An 18,007-nucleotide genomic window follows, 5' to 3' on the forward strand; every position below is an offset into this window, starting at 1 on the left:
GCCGGGTTACAAGTTTCCTGTATGAAAATGAGGTGAATGTATTGTTTGAAAGATTAGTCCCCAAGCTCCGGGTAAACACGGTGTTTGATATCGCTCTGGAGGAGCTGTACCGCCAAGGCTACCGGGGAATTATTACGGATCTGGATAATACGCTGGTCGGCGCCAAGGCGCCGCTGGCTACTCCTGAGCTGCTGCTCTGGTTCGCCAAGGTGAAGGAGCTGGGCTTCAAGCTTGTGATCGTATCCAACAACAATATGGACCGGGTGTCGCGTTTTGCCACCCCGCTGAATATTGAATTTGTACATCAGGCCAAGAAGCCCAGCAATTCCCCGTTCCTGCGGGCCATGAAGCTGATGGAGCTGGGACCGGAGCAGACGATTGTAGTCGGCGACCAGATGCTGACCGATGTATACGGCGGCAACCGGCTGGGTCTGTTCACGGTACTCGTGCTGCCGATCTCCGTCAAGGATGAGGGAATAGGAACAAGAATTAACCGCAGAGTGGAGCAGATTGCCTTGACCCGTCTGCGGAAGCAAGGATTGTGGCAAGAGGAGGATAAATCTTAATGAATGCAATGAACGATGGAACAGCGCGGCCTGAGAAATGCAGCGGCTGCGGCATTAAGCTACAGAGCGTAGACAAGGAGCTCCCCGGCTATATCCCGGAGGTCGCCTTCGAACGGGAGCCGGTAATTTGCCAGCGCTGCTTCCGGATCAAGAATTACAATGAAGCCTCTTCCGTATCGGTGAATCAGGATGAATTCCTGAAGCTGTTAAGCGGAGTAGGCGAGAAGAATGCACTGGTGATCCATATTGTGGATCTGTTCGATTTCGAAGGCAGTCTGATTTCCGGGCTGCAGCGGTTTGTCGGCAATAATCAGGTCATTCTGGCGGTGAACAAGATCGATCTGCTGCCGAAGGTGACCAACTGGAATCGATTGCGCAACTGGATGCAGCAGCGCTGTAAGGAAGAGGGATTGCGCACGGCGGAGATTGTCCTGGTCAGCGCGAAGCGCAATCAGGGCTTCGACCGTCTGCTGGAGGCCGTTACCGAGCTGCGCGGCCAGCGTGATGTATACGTTGTCGGGGCTACCAATGTAGGCAAGTCCACCCTGATTAACCGGCTGATCTCCGATTACAGTGACTTGGAAGAGGAGCTGACGACCTCCCGTTATCCGGGCACCACCCTTGATATGGTCAAAATCCCGCTGGATGACGGCCATTCCATCATTGATACGCCGGGAATCGTGTACCCGTGGAGGTACAGCGAGCTGGTCGAGCGCAAGGATCTGGGCGCAGTGATGCCCGAGAATCCGCTCAAGCCGGCGGTTTATCAGCTGAATGAAGGCCAGTCGCTGTTCTTCGGCGGACTGGGTCGCTTCGACTTCATTCAGGGGGAACGCCAGTCCTTCACCTGCTTCATCAGCGGCACCCTCAAGATTCACCGCACGAAGCTGGAGCGTGCAGATTCCCTGTATCAAGACCACCGGGGCGAGCTGCTGTCTCCGCCGGGGACTGCCGACATAGACAAGCTGCCGCAGTGGCAGCGCCATGAATTCCGTATCGCCAGGAATAGTGAGACCGACCTGTTCATCTCTGGTCTGGGCTGGATCAAGGTGAACGGTACAGCCGGAGCAGTAGTAGCTGTCCATGTGCCGCGCGGCGTCAAGGTGCTTACCCGTCCTTCGCTGATCTAATTGTACAGGAGGAAGGCGACATGACTGAGACAAACAGGAACACGCAGAGTCACGGGGAGCTCCTGCTGGGCGTGATGGGCGACCCGATTGCCCAGTCCAAATCCCCGCTGATGCACGGGGCGGCACTCCAGGCGCTCGGTCTCTCCGGCGCTTATGTGCCGCTGCACATTACGCCGGACAAGCTGGGCGATGCGGTGCAGGCGATACGGACGCTTGGCTTCCGGGGCGTGAATGTAACGATCCCCCACAAGGTTGCCGTGATGGAGTATCTGGACCGGCTGGATTCAAGTGCGGTGGATGTCGGCGCAGTCAATACCATCGTCAACGACAATGGTATACTGACCGGCTTCAATACGGATGGCATCGGATATGTCCGCTCACTGAAGACAGAGGCTGCGCCGGATCTTACCGGCGCCCGCATCCTCGTGATTGGAGCCGGCGGTGCGGCCAGAGGGATTGTCTCGGCGCTGCTGAAGGAGCAGCCGGCAATGGTCCTGATTGTGAACCGAAATGAGGAACGGGCCCGTCAGCTGGCAGATAGCTTCAGCAGCCGGGGCAGCTTAACCGGAGCAGGGATGGATGCCGTTCCCCGCGTGCTTGGCAGCATGGATATTGTAATTAATACAACATCCGTAGGCATGTATCCGCATATGGAGGACATGCCGATCGATCCGGCCGGGCTGCACGAAGGGATGATCGTCAGCGATCTGATCTATAATCCGCTGCATACCCGGCTGCTTACAGAGAGTCTGAAGCGCGGCTGCACCGTTCACGGCGGGCTGGGCATGTTCGTCTACCAGGGAGCCTACGCCCTGGAGTATTGGACGGGGCTTGTGGCTCCCGCAGCGATTATGCGGCAGACTATTGCGGATTGCCTCGGCCAGGTGCCGGGCAAATGATTTTCACTGAACAGGGTAATAATATATGTTAATTAAGGAGTTTTCACATTTATGTTAACAGGCAAACAAAAACGTTATCTGCGCTCTTTGGCTCATCATCTGGATGCTGTATTTCAGGTTGGCAAAGGCGGCGTAAACGATCATCTGATCCGTCACATTGAAGAAGCTATTGAGAAACGCGAGCTGATGAAGATCAGTGTACTGAATAACAACGCTGATGATCCCAAGGAAATTGGTGCCGCGCTTGCCGAGCAGTCCGGTTCGGAGCTTGTTCAGGTTATCGGCAAGACTATCGTTCTGTACAAGGAATCACGCGACAACAAAACGATTGAGCTTCCAAGATAGGAGGTTGACCTCTTGAGAGTAGGCATAATGGGAGGGACCTTCGATCCTCTGCATATCGGCCATATGATGGCCGCTGAGACGGCGCGCGAGAGCTACAGTCTGCAGGAGGTCTGGTTCATGCCTTCGCATATTCCGCCTCATAAGCATGAGGCCGGGGCAACCGGTGAACAGCGGCTGGCTATGGTGGAGGGAGCGGTGAAGAATCACCCTTCCTTTGGCATTCTTGACTGGGAAATCGTGCGGGGCGGAGTATCCTATACGCTGGAGACGGTGATTAGTCTGCAGGAGGAGTATCCGCAGCATGAATTCTTTTTCATCGTGGGTGCGGATATGGTTCAGTATCTTCCCAAGTGGCAGGGGATCGAAGAGCTGGTGCAGCGGTTGACCTTCATCGGTGTGGGACGTCCGGGCACTCCGCTGGATCTGGGACTGCTGCCGGAGTTCATTGCCGGTAAAGTGCTGCTGGCGGATATGCCGCTGGTCGATCTCTCCTCCACCATGCTCAGAGCCCGGGCCGCCGAAGGAAAGTCGATCCGCTATATGGTTCCGGATGCTGTATATGAATATGTTCAAAGGAGTGGATTGTATGGAGTACAGCCGTGAAGCGCTGATTGAGGCGGTCTCCGGCCAGATGCCGGACAAACGCTGGAAGCATACACTCGGTGTGATGGAGTCTGCTGTGAAGCTGGCGCAGCGGTATGGCGCTGACCCGCAGCGGGCCGAGACCGCCGCCATCCTGCATGATGTGGCCAAATATTGGCCGGTGGAACGGATGCGGGAGATCATTGAACAGAACGGATTATCCGCTGAGCTTTTGAAATATGACAAGCAGCTATGGCATGCTGAGGTTGGTGCTTATACCGCCGAGCATGATTATGGCATTACGGATTCGGAGGTACTGGACGCGATCCGTTACCATACCTCGGGCCGGGAGAACATGGGCCTGCTGGAGCGGATCGTCTGTCTGGCTGATTATATTGAGCCTGGACGGGACTTCCCCGGTGTGGAGGAGATCCGCAGGCTATCGAAGGTTAGCCTGGAGGAAGGCCTGATTGCCGGACTGGATTCCACTATACGTGTGCTGCTGGAGAAGCGTCGGGTCGTATTTCCGCTTACGGTGCTGGCGCGCAACGATTTAGTTAGAACATTGGAGGATAAACTATGAGTGTACAATCAAACAAGCTGTTTGAACTGGCGCTACACGCCGTTCAGGATAAAAAAGCAATGAACGTGGTGGCTCTCGATCTGCGCAGTGTGTCGCCGATCAGCGATTATTTCATCATCTGCCACGGTAATTCCGATACCCAGGTTCAGGCAATTGCCACTGAGGTGCGCAAGGTTGTTCATGAAGCTGGCGGAATGATCAAAGGCATTGAGGGGATGGATGCAGCACGCTGGGTACTGATGGACCTTGGCGATGTGATTGTCCATGTCTTCCACCGCGATGAACGTGAATATTACAATATTGAGCGTCTGTGGTCGGATGCCAAGGTCGTGGAGACGGTATGAGTCTGATTGCAGGAACTACGGTTACGCTTGAAGTGATGCGGGAGGTATCCCCTTACGGGTACTTCCTGAGCGCAGGCGACCAGGATATCATGCTTCATTACACCGAGCTTGTGGGCAGCAAGCCGAAGATCGGCGACAAGGTGGAGGTCTTCCTCTTCTTCGATACCGAGGACCGTCCTGCGGCTACGATGAAGAAGCCATATCTGACGCTTGGCGAGATGGCGCTGCTTGAAGTGGCGGATATCCATCCCCGGCTGGGCTGCTTCCTGGAGATGGGGCTTGGACGGCAGCTGCTGCTGCCGCTCAGCGAGCTTCCCGAGCTGGTGGAGCTGCGTCCGCAGATTGGCGACAAGGTCTTCGCAATTATGGAGCATGATAAGCAGGGACGTCTCCGTGCCAAGCTGGCCGGAGAGCAGGAGCTTGCGCCGCTGGCCTTGCCTGCACCTGAATCGTGGCAGGGGCAGACGGTCACAGCCCGGGTATACAAGCCGCTGCAGATGGGCACCTTCGTGCTTGTAGATGCCGGTGTGCTCGGCTTCGGCATCATCGGTATGGTTCACTCCTCTGAACGCGTTCGCTTGCTGCGTCTGGGTGAAGTGATTGAAGCGCGCGTGGCCCATATCCGTGAGGATGGCCGCGTCAACCTCAGCATGGGCCACCGCAAGGAAGTGGGCCGTGATGTGGATTCGGCGGCTCTGCTGGATTTTCTGGCTTCCCGTCCAGGCGGCGGAATGCCATATTCGGATGCTACGCCTCCCGATATTATCAAGCAGCGCTTCGGCATCAGTAAATCAGCATTCAAGCGCGCGCTTGGCAAGCTGATGAAGGAAGGGCTGGTTGTCCAGAAGGAGAACTGGACCTATCTGGCTGCCCGCGAAGAGGAGCAGGCCGGACCGGACAGCGATTCTGACAACCAATAGTATAGAGAAAGCGGTGTACGCAGTGTCTTCCTATGGCAAATTTGCTTATGTATACGATGCGCTTATGGCGGATATGCCGTATCCGGATTGGCTGGCCTTTGCCGAGACGGCATGGGGCAAATACGGCAAGCCGCGCACGGTAGCCGAACTCGGCTGTGGTACCGGCAGCCTGACGATTCCGCTGGCGGGGGCAGGGTATCACATGACGGGGATTGATCTTTCATCGGACATGCTGTCCGTTGCCCAACGTAAGCTGGAGCAGCAGCCGCAGGGACGGCGCTTTTTGCGGGAGGGCAGTGTGCAGTGGGTTCAGCAGAACATGAAGGAATGGGAGCTGCCGGAGCCGGTAGACGCCGTCATCTCCTTCTGCGACTGCCTGAATTATGTGCTGGAGGAGCAGGACATCCGGTCTGTGTTCTCCAGTACATATGACGGACTGAAGCCAGGCGGGACCTTCCTGTTCGATGTGCATCATCCGAACACGCTGATCCGCTATGAGGAAGAGCAGCCTTTCGTGCTGGATGAGCTGGATGTATCCTACATCTGGACCTGTGAGCTGGATGTGCCGCGCCGGGAGATTGAGCATCACCTGTCCATCTTCGCCCGCGAGGAGGGCCGTTCAGACACGTACCGCCGCTTTGAGGAGACCCATACCCAGCGTGCCTATGACCCGGAGTGGATGAAGCAGGAGTTGCTTGCCGCCGGATTCAGCGAGGTGTCGGTGTATGCGGACTTCGAGTGGGTGGCGGCGGATGATTCGGCGCAGCGGCTGTTCTATGTGGCTGTGAAATGAAGCTGCAAAAGAAGCTAAAGAAAACTTGAAGCGTAATCGTCACTGCGGAGAACATTTGGACTTTTAGCCGCTGGCGTCAACAGAGTTCTTTATTGTATAGAGCACAGATGAGAACTTGAAGCGTAATCGTCACTGCGGAGAACATTTGGACTTTCGGCCGCTGTTGTCTGCAGATTTCTTGATTATATACCGCTGTTCGCGGTAGAAATCCGCAGACAAAGGCGGACGCTACCGCTCCTACAGTTCCAAATTTCCCCTCCGTTCCTTTTTGCTTTTCGTTTAATTATCAAGTGCTTCTTATACAACCGCTTATAGCAGTTGAAATCTGTTGATGACAGCAGAAGTTCCAAATTTCCCTCTTCGTTCCTTTAGCTTTGGTTAAATTTTTTAGAGCTTCTTATGTGGTTTAGGTAGTATGGAGGTCCTTACCCGAATTGGGTAAGGGCCTTTTCGATCTTCAAACACTATAAATGCTATGCCTGAAATATATGCGAAAAACAGAACACAATCGGCGCTACTGAGCTATACGGACCCAATGTGTGTGAAAAACAGAACACAATCGGTGCTGCTGAGGTACCTGGACCAAATGTATGTCAAAAACAGCATACATTCGGCGCTGCTGAGGTACCTGGACCAAATGTATGTCAAAAACAGCATACATTCGGCGCGACTGAGCTACACGGACCCAATGTGTGTGAAAAACAGAACACAATCGGCGCTGCTGAGGTACATGGACCAAATGTATGTGGAAAACAGCATACAATCGGCGCAACTGAGGTACATGGACTGAATGTATGTGAAAAACAGCATACATTCGGCGCGATGTGCTGATGCGAGGGCGAGTGAGGCAGATGTACAAGTACCATCTGTACAAAGGGACGCATCAGCCGTTCTAATCTGCAAGACATGGCAAACCGGACCCTATCCGAAGGATACGATCCGGTCATCTTTCAAGCAGGCTTACCGGTGTTCGAACAAATCGATGGTGCCGAGTACAATATGCGCCAGACCAAATCCAAGAATGCCGGTTGCCGCGATCTTATATTTGCTTCCCAGAAAAGCTGCACTCGAAGCAGTAACTACGGTCCCCAGTACGGCGGGTATCATCCCTTCACGCATTCGAAACACTCCCTCACGGTAGTTTGAAAGACATTCGTTAGTGTGGGTTACGGAGGGAACAATTATACTTAGAGTTTATGCCAGCGGCGGCAGGGAGGTGGCTATCTGTCATAAACAGTCAATCTGCCACTCCTGCGGTGGTCGCCGGCCGGCCGGCCGGATCTTCGACCTCATGCACATTATAGAGCACACGCGCCAGCAGATCCTGGCTGTAATTGCCGAAGTGCTTGCCGTAAATGGTCAAGCCGCGTTTGTTGACCGGCTTGTCGGTGACGGCAATGCGAAAGGTCAGCTCGCTCTTGTAATCCAGCTTAATGTCATCCAAGGTGATGTCTGAGATGCGGCAGCCATCAATGAAGCTGCCCTCCTGGTTAATGCGGATCAGCTTCAGCATGCCATACTGGTTAAGGTGGGGTGGCCACCAGTCCGGGTTGAAGGTACCGCGCGTATCGCCGAAGTCCCCGGGGCTGGTCCAGAAGCCGATCTCAATTCCGTTCACATAGAAGTACAGATCCGAGGGGTAATTGTCGCTGAACCCGGGAGCCTCGGAGCCGATCTCCATGGAGAACTGGATTTCCCGGAAGGTCTGGTTGGCTTTGAGATAGTTAGGGATGCGGTACTCCAGGAAGCCTTCGGCCATCCAGATAATCTCGGAATCGATCCGTTGGGGATCGGCGAAGTAACGCGGCTCGTCGAAGTCCCCGATAATGCTGTCCTTGGTAGCCAGACCGCAGGTCGGAACAGCCTGATAATTACTGTAATGGCCCACCTGAATCTCGACCTCGTACAGATTATCGACATCCTTGCTGCGCAAATCCACCATCAGCTTATCTTTATTCAGGTAGCAGACCTTCTGAATTCCGTGTTTGCCTACGGCCGTATTGATCTCAATTAAGCCGCTCTCCTCCAGCTTCTTGATATGCATTGTAATGGCCCCGTTGCTGAGATTCAGCTTCTTGGCAATTTCGTTGAGATTCAGGGCCTGATTGGTCGCCAGCAGCTCAAGAATCTGGATGCGGATTTCCGAGCTGAGCGCCTTGAAGATATCAATCCCGCTCATCAGATCTTTAATATAAATCATATTTAGAATACCTTCTTCCACTGAGGTCATGAGAATCGAAACTATTTTATAAAATTATAAACTAACCCACCCTAAAAGGAAAGTATTCTGCCTTTATTTGTAGAAAACGATTAAATTTAAGTTAAAAGCAAAAGTTTAAGGCTGTTTGTTTTATATAAGTATGAATAATTAATGCGCGGTTAAGTCAATATTAAATGATTTTTTTCAGTAAAAAGACATTAAACAACGTTTAGTTTGAATGTGTTTAAAAAGATTTATACTTTTATATTTACACTCCACTTTATATATGCTATTTTATACCTGTAAGCGAATACATTCAATTGTATTTCAATTATTTAATTAAAGAGTGAAACATAATGCATCATGCGGTAGCTTGAACTAACAGAGCCGGTGAGGTTCCCTAGTTCTTCTATATAGATTGTATCAATCGAATTGCTCAGCAAATCCTAGGAGGGGTTACAGTGTTAAAGAAAAAGGGCTGGTTCACACTGCTGTCGTTAGTTCTGATGGTATCGGTTGTACTTACAGGCTGCGGCGGGAAGAACAATGCATCGTCCGGGGGCAATAGCGGAAGCGAAGCTACGGCGAATGCCGGCAGCAAGGATTCCAAGGAAACCAAGAATCTTACCTTTATGTTCCGCGGGGGAACCGATGAGCAGAAGGCTTATGAGGGTGTTGTGAAAAAATATGAAGCCGATCATCCGAACGTCAAGGTTAAGATCGTTGTGACTGCGGCAGATCAATATGCGACTAAGCTGAAGGCCTCTATTACCGGGAACAGCGTTCCGGACGTATTCTATTTTGAATCCGGTGATCTGAAGGCTTATGTGAACAGCGGTGTGCTGCTGGACCTGACCAGCTATGTGGAGAAGAACCCTAACATTGATTTGAATAATATCTGGAAATATGGCGTGGATCTGTACCGTTACGACGGCACCATGGCAGGGCAAGGCAATCTGTACGGGATGCCCAAGGACGTAGGTCCTTTTGCACTCGGCTATAACAAGACCATGTTCGAAGCTGCGGGTATCCCGCTGCCGGACAAAGACAAACCGTACACCTGGGATGAATTCATCAAAGTTGCCCAGCAGCTGACGATTGACAAGGACGGGGACGGCAAGCTGGATCAATTCGGCGCAGGCTTCAACGTGCAGTGGGCCTTGCCTTCCTTCGTCTGGAGCAACGGGGCGGACTGGCTGGATGCGACTAAGACCAAGGTTACGATTGATGATCCGAAGTTTATCGAAGCCCTGCAATTTTTCACTGACATGCAGCTTAAATACGGAATTACGCCATCAACGGAACAAGCTCAGACTCTGGATACCTACCAGCGCTGGATGAAAGGTGAAATGGCCTTCTTCCCTGTAGGTCCTTGGGATATGAGCACTTACGAGAAGCTTCCCTTCGATTATGACCTGATTCCATATCCTGCCGGCTCTACAGGCAAATCCGCCACATGGACCGGCTCACTCGGTATCGGTGCTTCCGCCAAAACCAAGCATCCCGATGAAGCCGTGGATCTGATCAACTATCTGACGGCCTCCAAGGAGGGAATGGAAGCGCTGGTGAAGGCTAAGGTGCAAATTCCGAACCTGATGGATATGGCTAAGGAATGGGCTGCTGATACTACGACCAAACCGGCGAACAAGGAAGAATTCCTCCAGGTCGTGAATGAATACGGACGGGTGCTGCCTGGCCACTACACGTACAATGCTGAATGGTATAACCTGTTCTACACGGACATCCAGCCAGTGCTTGACGGCAAGGTTACCCCTGAGGAGTATGTGAAGACGGAACAGCCGAAGATGCAGAAGCTGCTGGATAAAGCGGTTGAGCAAGAGGCGAAATCCAAGAAATAAGCGGTACGTATCGTTCTTATCCAGCATACAAAGTGATGTCCGGTCTCCTGTAACAACGGGCCGGCATCACTTTATTCTGAGATGAACTTGTATATATTTTGGGGACCCCGCAAAGTATCTGAATACTCATCGGAGCTGATGCATCACTTTGTGGGGAAAGTTATAGACTATCCGAATTTGAGGTGATTCTAATGAACACTAAGCTGGGTCTGTACCGCAAGGAGAAAATCTACGGATTTCTGTTTATCCTGCCTCCGCTGCTGGGACTGCTGATTTTTACGCTGTATCCGATGATCTATTCGATCTATGGCTCATTCACGGATTGGGATGGCCTCGGCCAGATGAACTTCATCGGCCTCGGCAACTTCAAGGATCTGTGGTCGGATGAGCTGTTCCATAAGGCCTTATTCAATACCTTGTTCATGATGCTTGGCATTCCGATCGGCATTACGCTGGCGCTGCTGCTGGCACTTGGGCTTAACCGGGGGGTGCCCGGGACTACAGCGTTCCGGGTCATCTATTATGTTCCGGTCATTTCTTCTCTGGCCGCAGTATCGATCATGTGGAACTGGGCCTATAACGGTGATTATGGTCTCGTCAACCAGTTCCTTGATCTCTTCGGAATCAGCGGGCCGAACTGGATGGCGAATAAATATACGGTCAAGCCGGCGCTGATCATTATGGCGGTATGGAAGGGCCTCGGTTATACGATGCTGCTCTATCTGGCGGCGCTGCAGAGTGTCTCCAGATCTTATTATGAAGCGGCGGAGCTGGACGGAGCCAGCGGCTTCAAGTCCTTCTGGCATATCACCTGGCCGATGGTGCGCCCGGTAACCTTTTTCATCATCGTGACCAACATTATTGGAGGATCGCAAATTTTTACCGAGATGAACATTATGACCCCTACAGGCGGGCCTGAATATGCTTCAGCCTCCGTGGTATTCTACATTTGGCAAAAAGCCTTCGGCAACTTCCAGATGGGCTATGCCTCTGCTATGGCGGTATTCCTCGGCGTGTTCATATTTGTTGTGACTCTTATCCAATTCCGAATGAACGAGAAGCAATCGTTCGATGTCGATTAACTGAAGAGGGAGGAGACCATAAATATGACGAGCAGAAGAAGAGTTACGCATAGCATTATCTTTGTTCTACTTTTAATCGGCGCGGTGTTCATGATCGGCCCGTTGCTCTGGATGCTGTCCACCTCATTCAAGGATAAGCAGGATGTGTTCGCCCTGCCTCCGGTGTGGATTCCGCGGCCGTTCCATTTCGACAAATATAGTGAGATCTGGGAAGCGGGTCCGCTGCTGAGCGGGATCAAGAACAGCTTGATTATCGCCGTCACGGTAACGATCGTGGGTACGTTCACCTCCAGTCTTGCGGCGTTTTCGTTTGCTAAATTGCGGTTTCCTGGTAAAAATAAAATATTCCTGCTGATGCTGTCATCCCTGATGATTCCGTATCCGGCAGTCATGATTCCACAGTTCTTCATGTTCTCGAAGCTGGGCTGGATTGATACGCTGCTGCCGCTGATCGTGCCGGGCTTGTTCGGCAATATCGTCATGATCTTCTTCCTGAGGCAGTATCTGAGCAGTGTGCCGAATGCCATTATCGAAGCGGCCAAAATCGACGGAAGCTCGTACTTCCGCCTGTACAGCTCGATTACCTTCCCGCTGATCAAGCCGGCGGTGGCAGCGCAGCTGATCCTGTGGTTCATGGGTATCTGGAACGACTACCTGTCTCCGATTATCTATCTGAATTCACCGGAGAAGCAGACCCTCCAGCTGGTTATCGCCAACTTCAATGCGACCTATGCGATCCAGACGGACTATCCGCTGATTATGGCGGCTTCGATTATTGCCCTGCTGCCGATGCTGATTATCTTCCTTGTTTTCCAAAAGCAAATTATTGAATCTGTTGCCATCTCCGGAGTGAAGGGCTGACCCTTCCTTCGGAATACCAAATTACCGGCTGAGCACCGCCAGCCACCAGTTCAAGACCAAAGGAGAAACCATAATGAATACAAATAGAGAGTACACTAACCCGCTTGTCGAACAGCGTGCAGATCCCTGGGTATACAAGCATACGGACGGCTATTACTATTTCACCGCTTCCGTGCCGGAGTACGACCGGATTGAAGTGCGCAAAGCGTTAACGATTGAGGGACTTCGGGGAGCACAGCCGGTAGTCGCCTGGCGCAAATATGAGAGCGGCCCGCTCAGTGCCAATATCTGGGCACCCGAAATCCATTATATTGACGGCAAATGGTATATTTACTTCGCGGCGGCCCGGACCACGGAGACTAAGGAAGGGCTGTTCGACCACCGGATGTACGCCCTGGAGAATACTTCGGCGGACCCGCTGCAAGGGGAGTGGGTGGAGAAGGGCCAAATAAAAACGGCCTGGGAATCCTTTGCCTTGGACGGTACCTCATTTGGGCATAAGGGAGTACAGTACTATGTATGGGCGCAAAAGGACCCTGAGATTGGCGGCAACTCCAATCTGTATATCTCAGCCATGGAGAACGGCTGGACGCTCAAGGGTCCGCAGACGATGATCTCTTCGCCGGAGTATCCGTGGGAGGTCATCGGCTTCAAGGTGAATGAAGGCGCTGCGGTGCTGAAGCGGGGCGGCCGGATCTTCGTGAGCTTCTCGGCCAGCGCCACCGATCATAACTATTGCCTGGGACTGCTTACCGCAGACGAGGACAGCGATCTGCTGGACGCCGCATCCTGGACCAAGCATCCCGAGCCGGTGTTCCAGACCAGTGAGGAGAACGGGCAGTACGGTCCGGGTCATAACAGCTTCACAGTGGACGAGAACGGCGAGGATGTGCTGATCTACCATGCCCGAAGTTATAAGGAGATCACCGGAGACCCGCTCTACGACCCCAACCGCCACACGCGTGCCAAGCGCCTGCGGTGGAACGCGGACGGCACGCCGGATTTCGGGGTGCCGGTGAAGGATAGCCTGAGCAAGTTCTGATAATAAGCGGAGATCCAGCAGCTATACATAACAAGCAGCATTCTGATGCCGAAGCATTCAATGCATCAGGAACGCGGTTATTGCAGCGCTGCTTAAGCGGTTGACTCCCTAGAAATACACTATAATAGAGGTAGCCAAGGACATTATGATGATGTCCTTGGCTACCTCTATTTTTACATAGGTTCAGCCTGGAGAAGTTGACCTTGCGCGGATTTAACTTTATTAGCCGGGATGTCACATCAGGGCAGGGCTCATCCGTAGTACAGAATATAAAGAGTTCACAGGGACTTCAGGAAAGGGGTGGGAAAATGGATGAAACTGATCTGCAGCAGATCATCCCGGATATCCTCAACGGGGATACTGCTCAGTTTGAACAGATCATGCACCGGTATCAGAGACGGATTTTTTCGTATTGTTACCATATGTTAGGTCATTATACAGAAGCGGAGGATTGTACGCAGGAGGTATTTATTAAGACATTCCGGAAGTTAAGCCAATACAACCTGGAGAAGCCTTTTGAAGCCTGGCTGTATGCGATAGCCTCTAACTGCTGTATCGACACCATTCGTAAGCGAAGGTTGAGTAAATATCTTCCATTCCTGTATCGCAGCGATGAACAGAATCAGCATGTAGATCAAGCCATTGAGGATAACTATTACAATGAGCATGTTCTGCGGGCAATGTCCAAATTGACACCTGAGGAACGAAGCCTGCTGATTCTGCGATGTGTGGAAGATAAGGGCTATAAGGAAATCGGAGAAATTATGCAGCAAAACAGCAGCAGTCTCCGTAAGAAATTTGAACGCACGGCAGCTAAATTCAGAAAGTATCATGCTCATCTTACAGGAGGGATATCGGATGGATCACGACAGCAGTCAAGACCTCAGAACCATATTTCATAACGTCAAAGTTCCTGAGGCAGATGTAACGAAAGCTGTGATGAATATATTGGAGGATGAGAAAATGAATAAACGGGTTACCTTCTATTCTAAATATAAGCTGAGTACTCTTATCGTACTGGCATCACTGTTGTTAGCTTCATCAGCCTTTGCGGCTACACAGCTGATTACACTCACGAACAACAAAGGGGATGTAATCTATGAGGAAAAGAAATTCGAGGATTCAAATTTTCCGGATTATACGAAGGAAGAGCAGCGGCGCAGCTTAAAAGCACACGGTCTAGGACAAGACTTGCTGCAGCCGGGTCAGGCAGCAGCAATCTATATGGCAGGAGAGAATGCTGAGGGAGAGCTATACATCAGGAGAGGGGCAGCATTCGGGTTCTCGGATGCAGCTTCACTTCGCGATGAGCTGAAGCAGTCCGGCGCACTTATTTTTGATAGGCTGCAAGATCAATATGATTTTGTTACAGGTGCTCTGACCTATAATCCTGATCCGCTCACCGACCAGAAAGAAGCTGAATTGACAGAGCAATTAGCACAAGAAGCACGGGATTCCAAGGATGGATATGCTATGAGAATGCTTGATGTGTCTAAAGAGGGCTGGAGTATGATCGTTACGTATAAAGGGGAGGGACAAACGATTCTTGTTCAGCCGATGAAAATGAAAGAGAAGTTAACGATACACCATTCTGAGGAGCCGTCAGCAGAGAGTATAACAGTCGATGGTGTTGAAATGTTGTACTCTTTATATACAAGCGGCAGTCAAGGGATTCGTTTCATTCAAAATATTCCTAACAGCGATTTCCACATCGTTTATTATATTGAGGCTACAAAGGGCGTTACCAAGGAGCAATTGCTTGAGATCGCCAAAGCTTATTTGCAGTAATCATCATCTGATCAGCGGATATAAAGCCTATAAAAACTTGAAGCCTTTAGCCCCACTTGCAGCGTGGGGCTAAAGGTTTTTATTGGATTCTGATCAGCCGCTGCTATCATCGGCTAACTACGTTCCTGCACGAACTGTTTTATTTGTCCCCTAGAGGAACCGGAATAGTGTGTCTATAGAACTTAATATAGTGGAAGCCGTCCATCTCCAGGAATTCCGGCTTCTCTATGGTCTGGAAGGAGTATGTGCGTTCCCACAGGATATTACCGTTCTTGAGGTCCCACGGGCGGGAATCGGATATCGAACTGACGGGAACGGCGGCTCCTCCGGCTTGAACAGCCAAAGTATCCTTATCCAGCATAGTGAACTGCTTCCCGGCGACCACAATATCATAGCCGTCAGCAGTCCGGGAGACGCTGCGAATCCAGAGTTTCTCCTCGCCGACTGTAACGGAGTGGTCTGAGGGTGAGGACAGCGGGATCGGCTGCCCGACCTTCTGATATCCGCTGAAATTATCCAGTACAAGTTCAACACTTTGCAGCTTGTCTGTTGGCAGCACATCGTATTCAATTATAAATTCCGGGGTTCCCTTTTTGCTGGAATTCGTACCCCGCATCGACCGGGAATTCATTTCCGTACCATTCACATACAGTTTGGTTACAGCAGAGAATCTTGGATTTTCTCCATTATCCATCTTATAATGTCCCTTTACGATGGTTGACGTAGGAGAAGCCGTAATCGTGTCATAGTAGACGGTTCCCTGATCCACCGGTACAGCCTGGTCAATATCCGCAACGAGCAGGCTTTTCATAGCAAGATTCGGGTCATATTTGAAAGAGATAGGGAATTGGACCAGTTCTCCGCTTGTCAGCTTTGCATTGAAATTCACGGTTAAATTTCTGGAAAAAGGGCTGACCGGCTCAAATTTGTAAACACCCTCGTACCGGGTCCTGTCCGGGCTGTAATCTCCGCCGCCTCCGATAGGATCAGAGTCAGTAAACAAGCCTTTAATATTATTGAAGGAGTAATTCGAGAAGGCCGTCTCATCAAACACCCGGCCGGCCGGAAGCTGTATACTGTAAAGCATCAGCAGATTATTATCGTCTGCAATCACACCTTTGACGGTGAAGACGGTCCCGTCCTTAAGTGTTTTGCTTTGGTTGACCGCTTGTCCGTAACCCTGCTTAACTACTTGAGTGAAGTTCACTGTATTCAGATCAGTCTGACTGAACAGCTTCCCGCCGTAATAGGCTAACGCCGGATACTGATAGACGCCCACTGTCAGTAACATGGCTGCGGCGGCTGTGGCGGCCCATGTTTGTGTCCGTCCAGCCCGTGATTTCCGTCTAACCGGAGCCTGCTCCAGCGCCTTCCGCAATCTGCCTTCAAGTTCTGACGGCGTCATGGTCTGCTGATGCTCCTGTAATCTCTCCTCGATCGTTCTCATAACGGTCACCTCCAATCATAGCTTTTAGTTTCTGTATTCCCTGCGATATTCTGGACTTGATCGTGCCGACCGGCGCTTCGGTGATATCGGCAATGGTCTGATACGGCAGATCGTGGACATAACGCAGCTCAATCGCTTCCCGCTGCCGGGGATTCAAATGTGCGAGCAGGACGGACAAATCCATTTCAGACTCGGTATCGCGGTACGGGTTAGTTGCAGTCCATGCCTCCATTGCAGGCTCCGGCGCCTCGTCCTCCTCCAGGGGAACGAACCGGTTCTGGTTGCGGAGGACTCTTTTGCAGCGGTTGACCAGAATGGTTTTACTCCAGCTGTAGAAGGCCTCGCGCTTCTTCAGTTGTTCCAGCTTCTCATAGAGCGTGACGATCATATCCTCCATTACATCCATCGCGTCATGCTCATTCCTCATGTAGCTATAGGCAAGACGATAATAAGCGTCCTGTTCGGCTAGGATTAGTTCTAGTAATGCTTCTTTGTTACCGCGCTGTGCGGCTCTGACAAGACGGCTTATATTCATGTGCTCACCCCTTTCACAGATAAGAGTGCGTAGCCGCCCGGAAAGTTCATTATGCTCTCAAAAAAATATCCACAGCCTATTCCAGAGAAATCGTTAGTCTCTGGAAGGGCTGTGGAGGGAGCGAAGAAGAGGCAGGAGCTGGCGGATTCTCACGCTCACTCGTAGAACAGCAGGCGCTTGGCATAAGCGTTGCGGAACTCGGTGGGAGTGAGGCCGACAATTTTTTTGAACGATTTCATGAAATTATGGCAATCCTTATAGCCTAGCTGCAATGACACTTCGCTGACGTTCTGGTTGGTGTCGGTCAGCAGGAATTTCGCCAGCTCCATCTTCTGCTGCAGAATATATTGCTTCAGGGAGATCCCGGAGATGACGGTGAACAGATGGGAGAGATACTTCTCGTTATAGCCGAAATAGGCGGCGATCTGCGATACCTTAATATGCTCGCTGCGGCTCCATTTGATGTAATCTAGAATATCGTTGTAGAGCTGCTCCTGCTTGGTTCTTTTGAACGGATCGGCATCGGTTGGCAGGGTCTGGCTGTACAGCTCGCACAGAATAACGGTAGACATATAGTTGCCCAGCACCGTCTGATTGTAGCTCCGCACCGAGTCCTGGAGCTGCTTCATCATGACGATGATTTTCTCGACATTCCGCAGGGTTCCGTATTGAGGCAGGTGAATTACATATTCTTCCTTGTCGCCGTTTGACGGAGGGGGGCCCGCAGTCTGACTACCGTTCGCAGCATGAAAATGCAGCCAATAAAAGCTACAGTCTGAAGACTTGTACCCGTATTGTCTGGTAAGCGGAGGCAGGAGCAGGAACTCGCCTTTGGAGACGACGAACTGCTGGTTGTCACCCGCCAGGTAGAGCACGCCTTCGGTCATAACTATCAGCTCATAATCCTGTAAAATCCGGCTTAAGTGAATCCACTCCGCCGAGGGGGCCACGAATTTGCCGGTCATCTCCAGATGTACCGGCTTATCTACCAGCAGTGTGAATGCAGTCATGTCATAATCCCCCTCGTTGTG

Annotated in this window: 20 protein-coding genes; 15 read left to right on the plus strand and 5 right to left on the minus strand. The window is 51.5% G+C overall.

Annotated elements, in window-relative coordinates; translation table 11 throughout:
- Window positions 1–41 precede the first annotated feature (41 nt).
- The 9 genes from NST69_RS06510 to NST69_RS06550 are packed head-to-tail and all read left to right on the plus strand — an operon-like array spanning window position 42 to window position 6,162.
- Window positions 42–566 carry a YqeG family HAD IIIA-type phosphatase gene (locus NST69_RS06510; protein WP_036697929.1) on the plus strand — a complete coding sequence of 175 codons (525 nt, stop codon included), beginning with the start codon at window positions 42–44 and terminating at the stop codon, window positions 564–566.
- Between the two features lie 8 nt (window positions 567–574).
- Window positions 575–1,696 carry a ribosome biogenesis GTPase YqeH gene (gene yqeH / locus NST69_RS06515; RefSeq protein WP_209878215.1) on the plus strand — a complete coding sequence of 374 codons (1,122 nt, stop codon included), beginning with the start codon at window positions 575–577 and terminating at the stop codon, window positions 1,694–1,696.
- 20 nt (window positions 1,697–1,716) lie between these two features.
- Complete coding sequence (aroE, locus tag NST69_RS06520) at window positions 1,717–2,595, plus strand: shikimate dehydrogenase (protein WP_342548822.1); 879 nt, start codon at window positions 1,717–1,719, stop codon at window positions 2,593–2,595.
- A gap of 51 nt (window positions 2,596–2,646) precedes the next feature.
- Window positions 2,647–2,940 (plus strand): ribosome assembly RNA-binding protein YhbY, encoded by a 294-nt coding sequence (gene yhbY / locus NST69_RS06525; protein WP_036697934.1) that lies wholly within the window; start codon window positions 2,647–2,649, stop codon window positions 2,938–2,940.
- Between the two features lie 12 nt (window positions 2,941–2,952).
- A complete protein-coding gene (locus tag NST69_RS06530) occupies window positions 2,953–3,543 on the plus strand; it encodes a nicotinate-nucleotide adenylyltransferase (RefSeq protein ID WP_209878117.1) in 591 nt (196 codons plus the stop codon).
- Window positions 3,527–4,105: a bis(5'-nucleosyl)-tetraphosphatase (symmetrical) YqeK gene (gene yqeK / locus NST69_RS06535; protein WP_339257359.1), complete on the plus strand. Its 579-nt coding sequence runs from the start codon at window positions 3,527–3,529 to the stop codon at window positions 4,103–4,105. Before NST69_RS06530 ends, yqeK begins: the two co-directional genes overlap by 17 nt.
- Window positions 4,102–4,449, plus strand: a complete 348-nt coding sequence (rsfS, locus tag NST69_RS06540; RefSeq protein WP_036725699.1) for a ribosome silencing factor — start codon at window positions 4,102–4,104, stop codon at window positions 4,447–4,449. The genes yqeK and rsfS overlap by 4 nt, the downstream gene beginning before the upstream one ends.
- The gene (locus NST69_RS06545; RefSeq protein ID WP_339254747.1) at window positions 4,446–5,369 is read left to right on the plus strand and encodes a S1-like domain-containing RNA-binding protein; all 924 of its coding nucleotides are present in this window, start codon (window positions 4,446–4,448) and stop codon (window positions 5,367–5,369) included. The genes rsfS and NST69_RS06545 overlap by 4 nt, the downstream gene beginning before the upstream one ends.
- A 22-nt stretch (window positions 5,370–5,391) precedes the next feature.
- Window positions 5,392–6,162 (plus strand): class I SAM-dependent methyltransferase, encoded by a 771-nt coding sequence (locus tag NST69_RS06550; RefSeq protein WP_342550097.1) that lies wholly within the window; start codon window positions 5,392–5,394, stop codon window positions 6,160–6,162.
- A 960-nt stretch (window positions 6,163–7,122) separates the two neighbouring features.
- Here the strand turns inward: NST69_RS06550 and NST69_RS06555 are convergent.
- Window positions 7,123–7,281 (minus strand): asparagine synthase, encoded by a 159-nt coding sequence (locus NST69_RS06555; RefSeq protein WP_342548824.1) that lies wholly within the window; start codon window positions 7,279–7,281, stop codon window positions 7,123–7,125.
- A gap of 118 nt (window positions 7,282–7,399) precedes the next feature.
- Window positions 7,400–8,362 (minus strand): winged helix-turn-helix transcriptional regulator, encoded by a 963-nt coding sequence (locus NST69_RS06560; protein WP_339254749.1) that lies wholly within the window; start codon window positions 8,360–8,362, stop codon window positions 7,400–7,402.
- A 461-nt stretch (window positions 8,363–8,823) separates the two neighbouring features.
- On the opposite strand from NST69_RS06560, the gene NST69_RS06565 reads away from it, so the two are divergent.
- The 6 genes from NST69_RS06565 to NST69_RS06590 all read left to right on the plus strand — a co-directional run bounded on the left by NST69_RS06565 (window position 8,824) and on the right by NST69_RS06590 (window position 14,994).
- Window positions 8,824–10,221, plus strand: a complete 1,398-nt coding sequence (locus tag NST69_RS06565; protein WP_036725692.1) for a sugar ABC transporter substrate-binding protein — start codon at window positions 8,824–8,826, stop codon at window positions 10,219–10,221.
- 191 nt (window positions 10,222–10,412) lie between these two features.
- Window positions 10,413–11,303, plus strand: coding sequence for a sugar ABC transporter permease (locus tag NST69_RS06570; RefSeq protein ID WP_036725691.1), 891 nt, complete (start codon window positions 10,413–10,415; stop codon window positions 11,301–11,303).
- Between the two features lie 18 nt (window positions 11,304–11,321).
- Window positions 11,322–12,164 carry a carbohydrate ABC transporter permease gene (locus tag NST69_RS06575; protein WP_036697963.1) on the plus strand — a complete coding sequence of 281 codons (843 nt, stop codon included), beginning with the start codon at window positions 11,322–11,324 and terminating at the stop codon, window positions 12,162–12,164.
- Between the two features lie 73 nt (window positions 12,165–12,237).
- A complete protein-coding gene (locus NST69_RS06580) occupies window positions 12,238–13,206 on the plus strand; it encodes a family 43 glycosylhydrolase (RefSeq protein WP_342548825.1) in 969 nt (322 codons plus the stop codon).
- Between the two features lie 308 nt (window positions 13,207–13,514).
- On the plus strand, window positions 13,515–14,108 hold the full coding sequence (locus tag NST69_RS06585) for an RNA polymerase sigma factor (RefSeq protein WP_036725686.1): 594 nt from the start codon (window positions 13,515–13,517) through the stop codon (window positions 14,106–14,108).
- A complete protein-coding gene (locus NST69_RS06590) occupies window positions 14,065–14,994 on the plus strand; it encodes a hypothetical protein (protein WP_342548826.1) in 930 nt (309 codons plus the stop codon). The genes NST69_RS06585 and NST69_RS06590 overlap by 44 nt, the downstream gene beginning before the upstream one ends.
- A 139-nt stretch (window positions 14,995–15,133) precedes the next feature.
- On the opposite strand, the gene NST69_RS06595 is transcribed toward NST69_RS06590, so the two are convergent.
- The 3 genes from NST69_RS06595 to NST69_RS06605 form a co-directional block, all read right to left on the minus strand.
- Complete coding sequence (locus NST69_RS06595; protein WP_342548827.1) at window positions 15,134–16,441, minus strand: DUF4179 domain-containing protein; 1,308 nt, start codon at window positions 16,439–16,441, stop codon at window positions 15,134–15,136.
- A complete protein-coding gene (locus NST69_RS06600; RefSeq protein WP_342548828.1) occupies window positions 16,380–16,976 on the minus strand; it encodes a sigma-70 family RNA polymerase sigma factor in 597 nt (198 codons plus the stop codon). The genes NST69_RS06595 and NST69_RS06600 overlap by 62 nt, the downstream gene beginning before the upstream one ends.
- A 155-nt stretch (window positions 16,977–17,131) precedes the next feature.
- Window positions 17,132–17,986 (minus strand): AraC family transcriptional regulator, encoded by an 855-nt coding sequence (locus tag NST69_RS06605; protein WP_339254759.1) that lies wholly within the window; start codon window positions 17,984–17,986, stop codon window positions 17,132–17,134.
- Window positions 17,987–18,007: the final 21 nt, after the last annotated feature.

Origin of the sequence: Paenibacillus sp. FSL P2-0089, from assembly GCF_038595095.1 — a bacterium.
Classification (GTDB): domain Bacteria; phylum Bacillota; class Bacilli; order Paenibacillales; family Paenibacillaceae; genus Paenibacillus_AQ; species Paenibacillus_AQ silagei.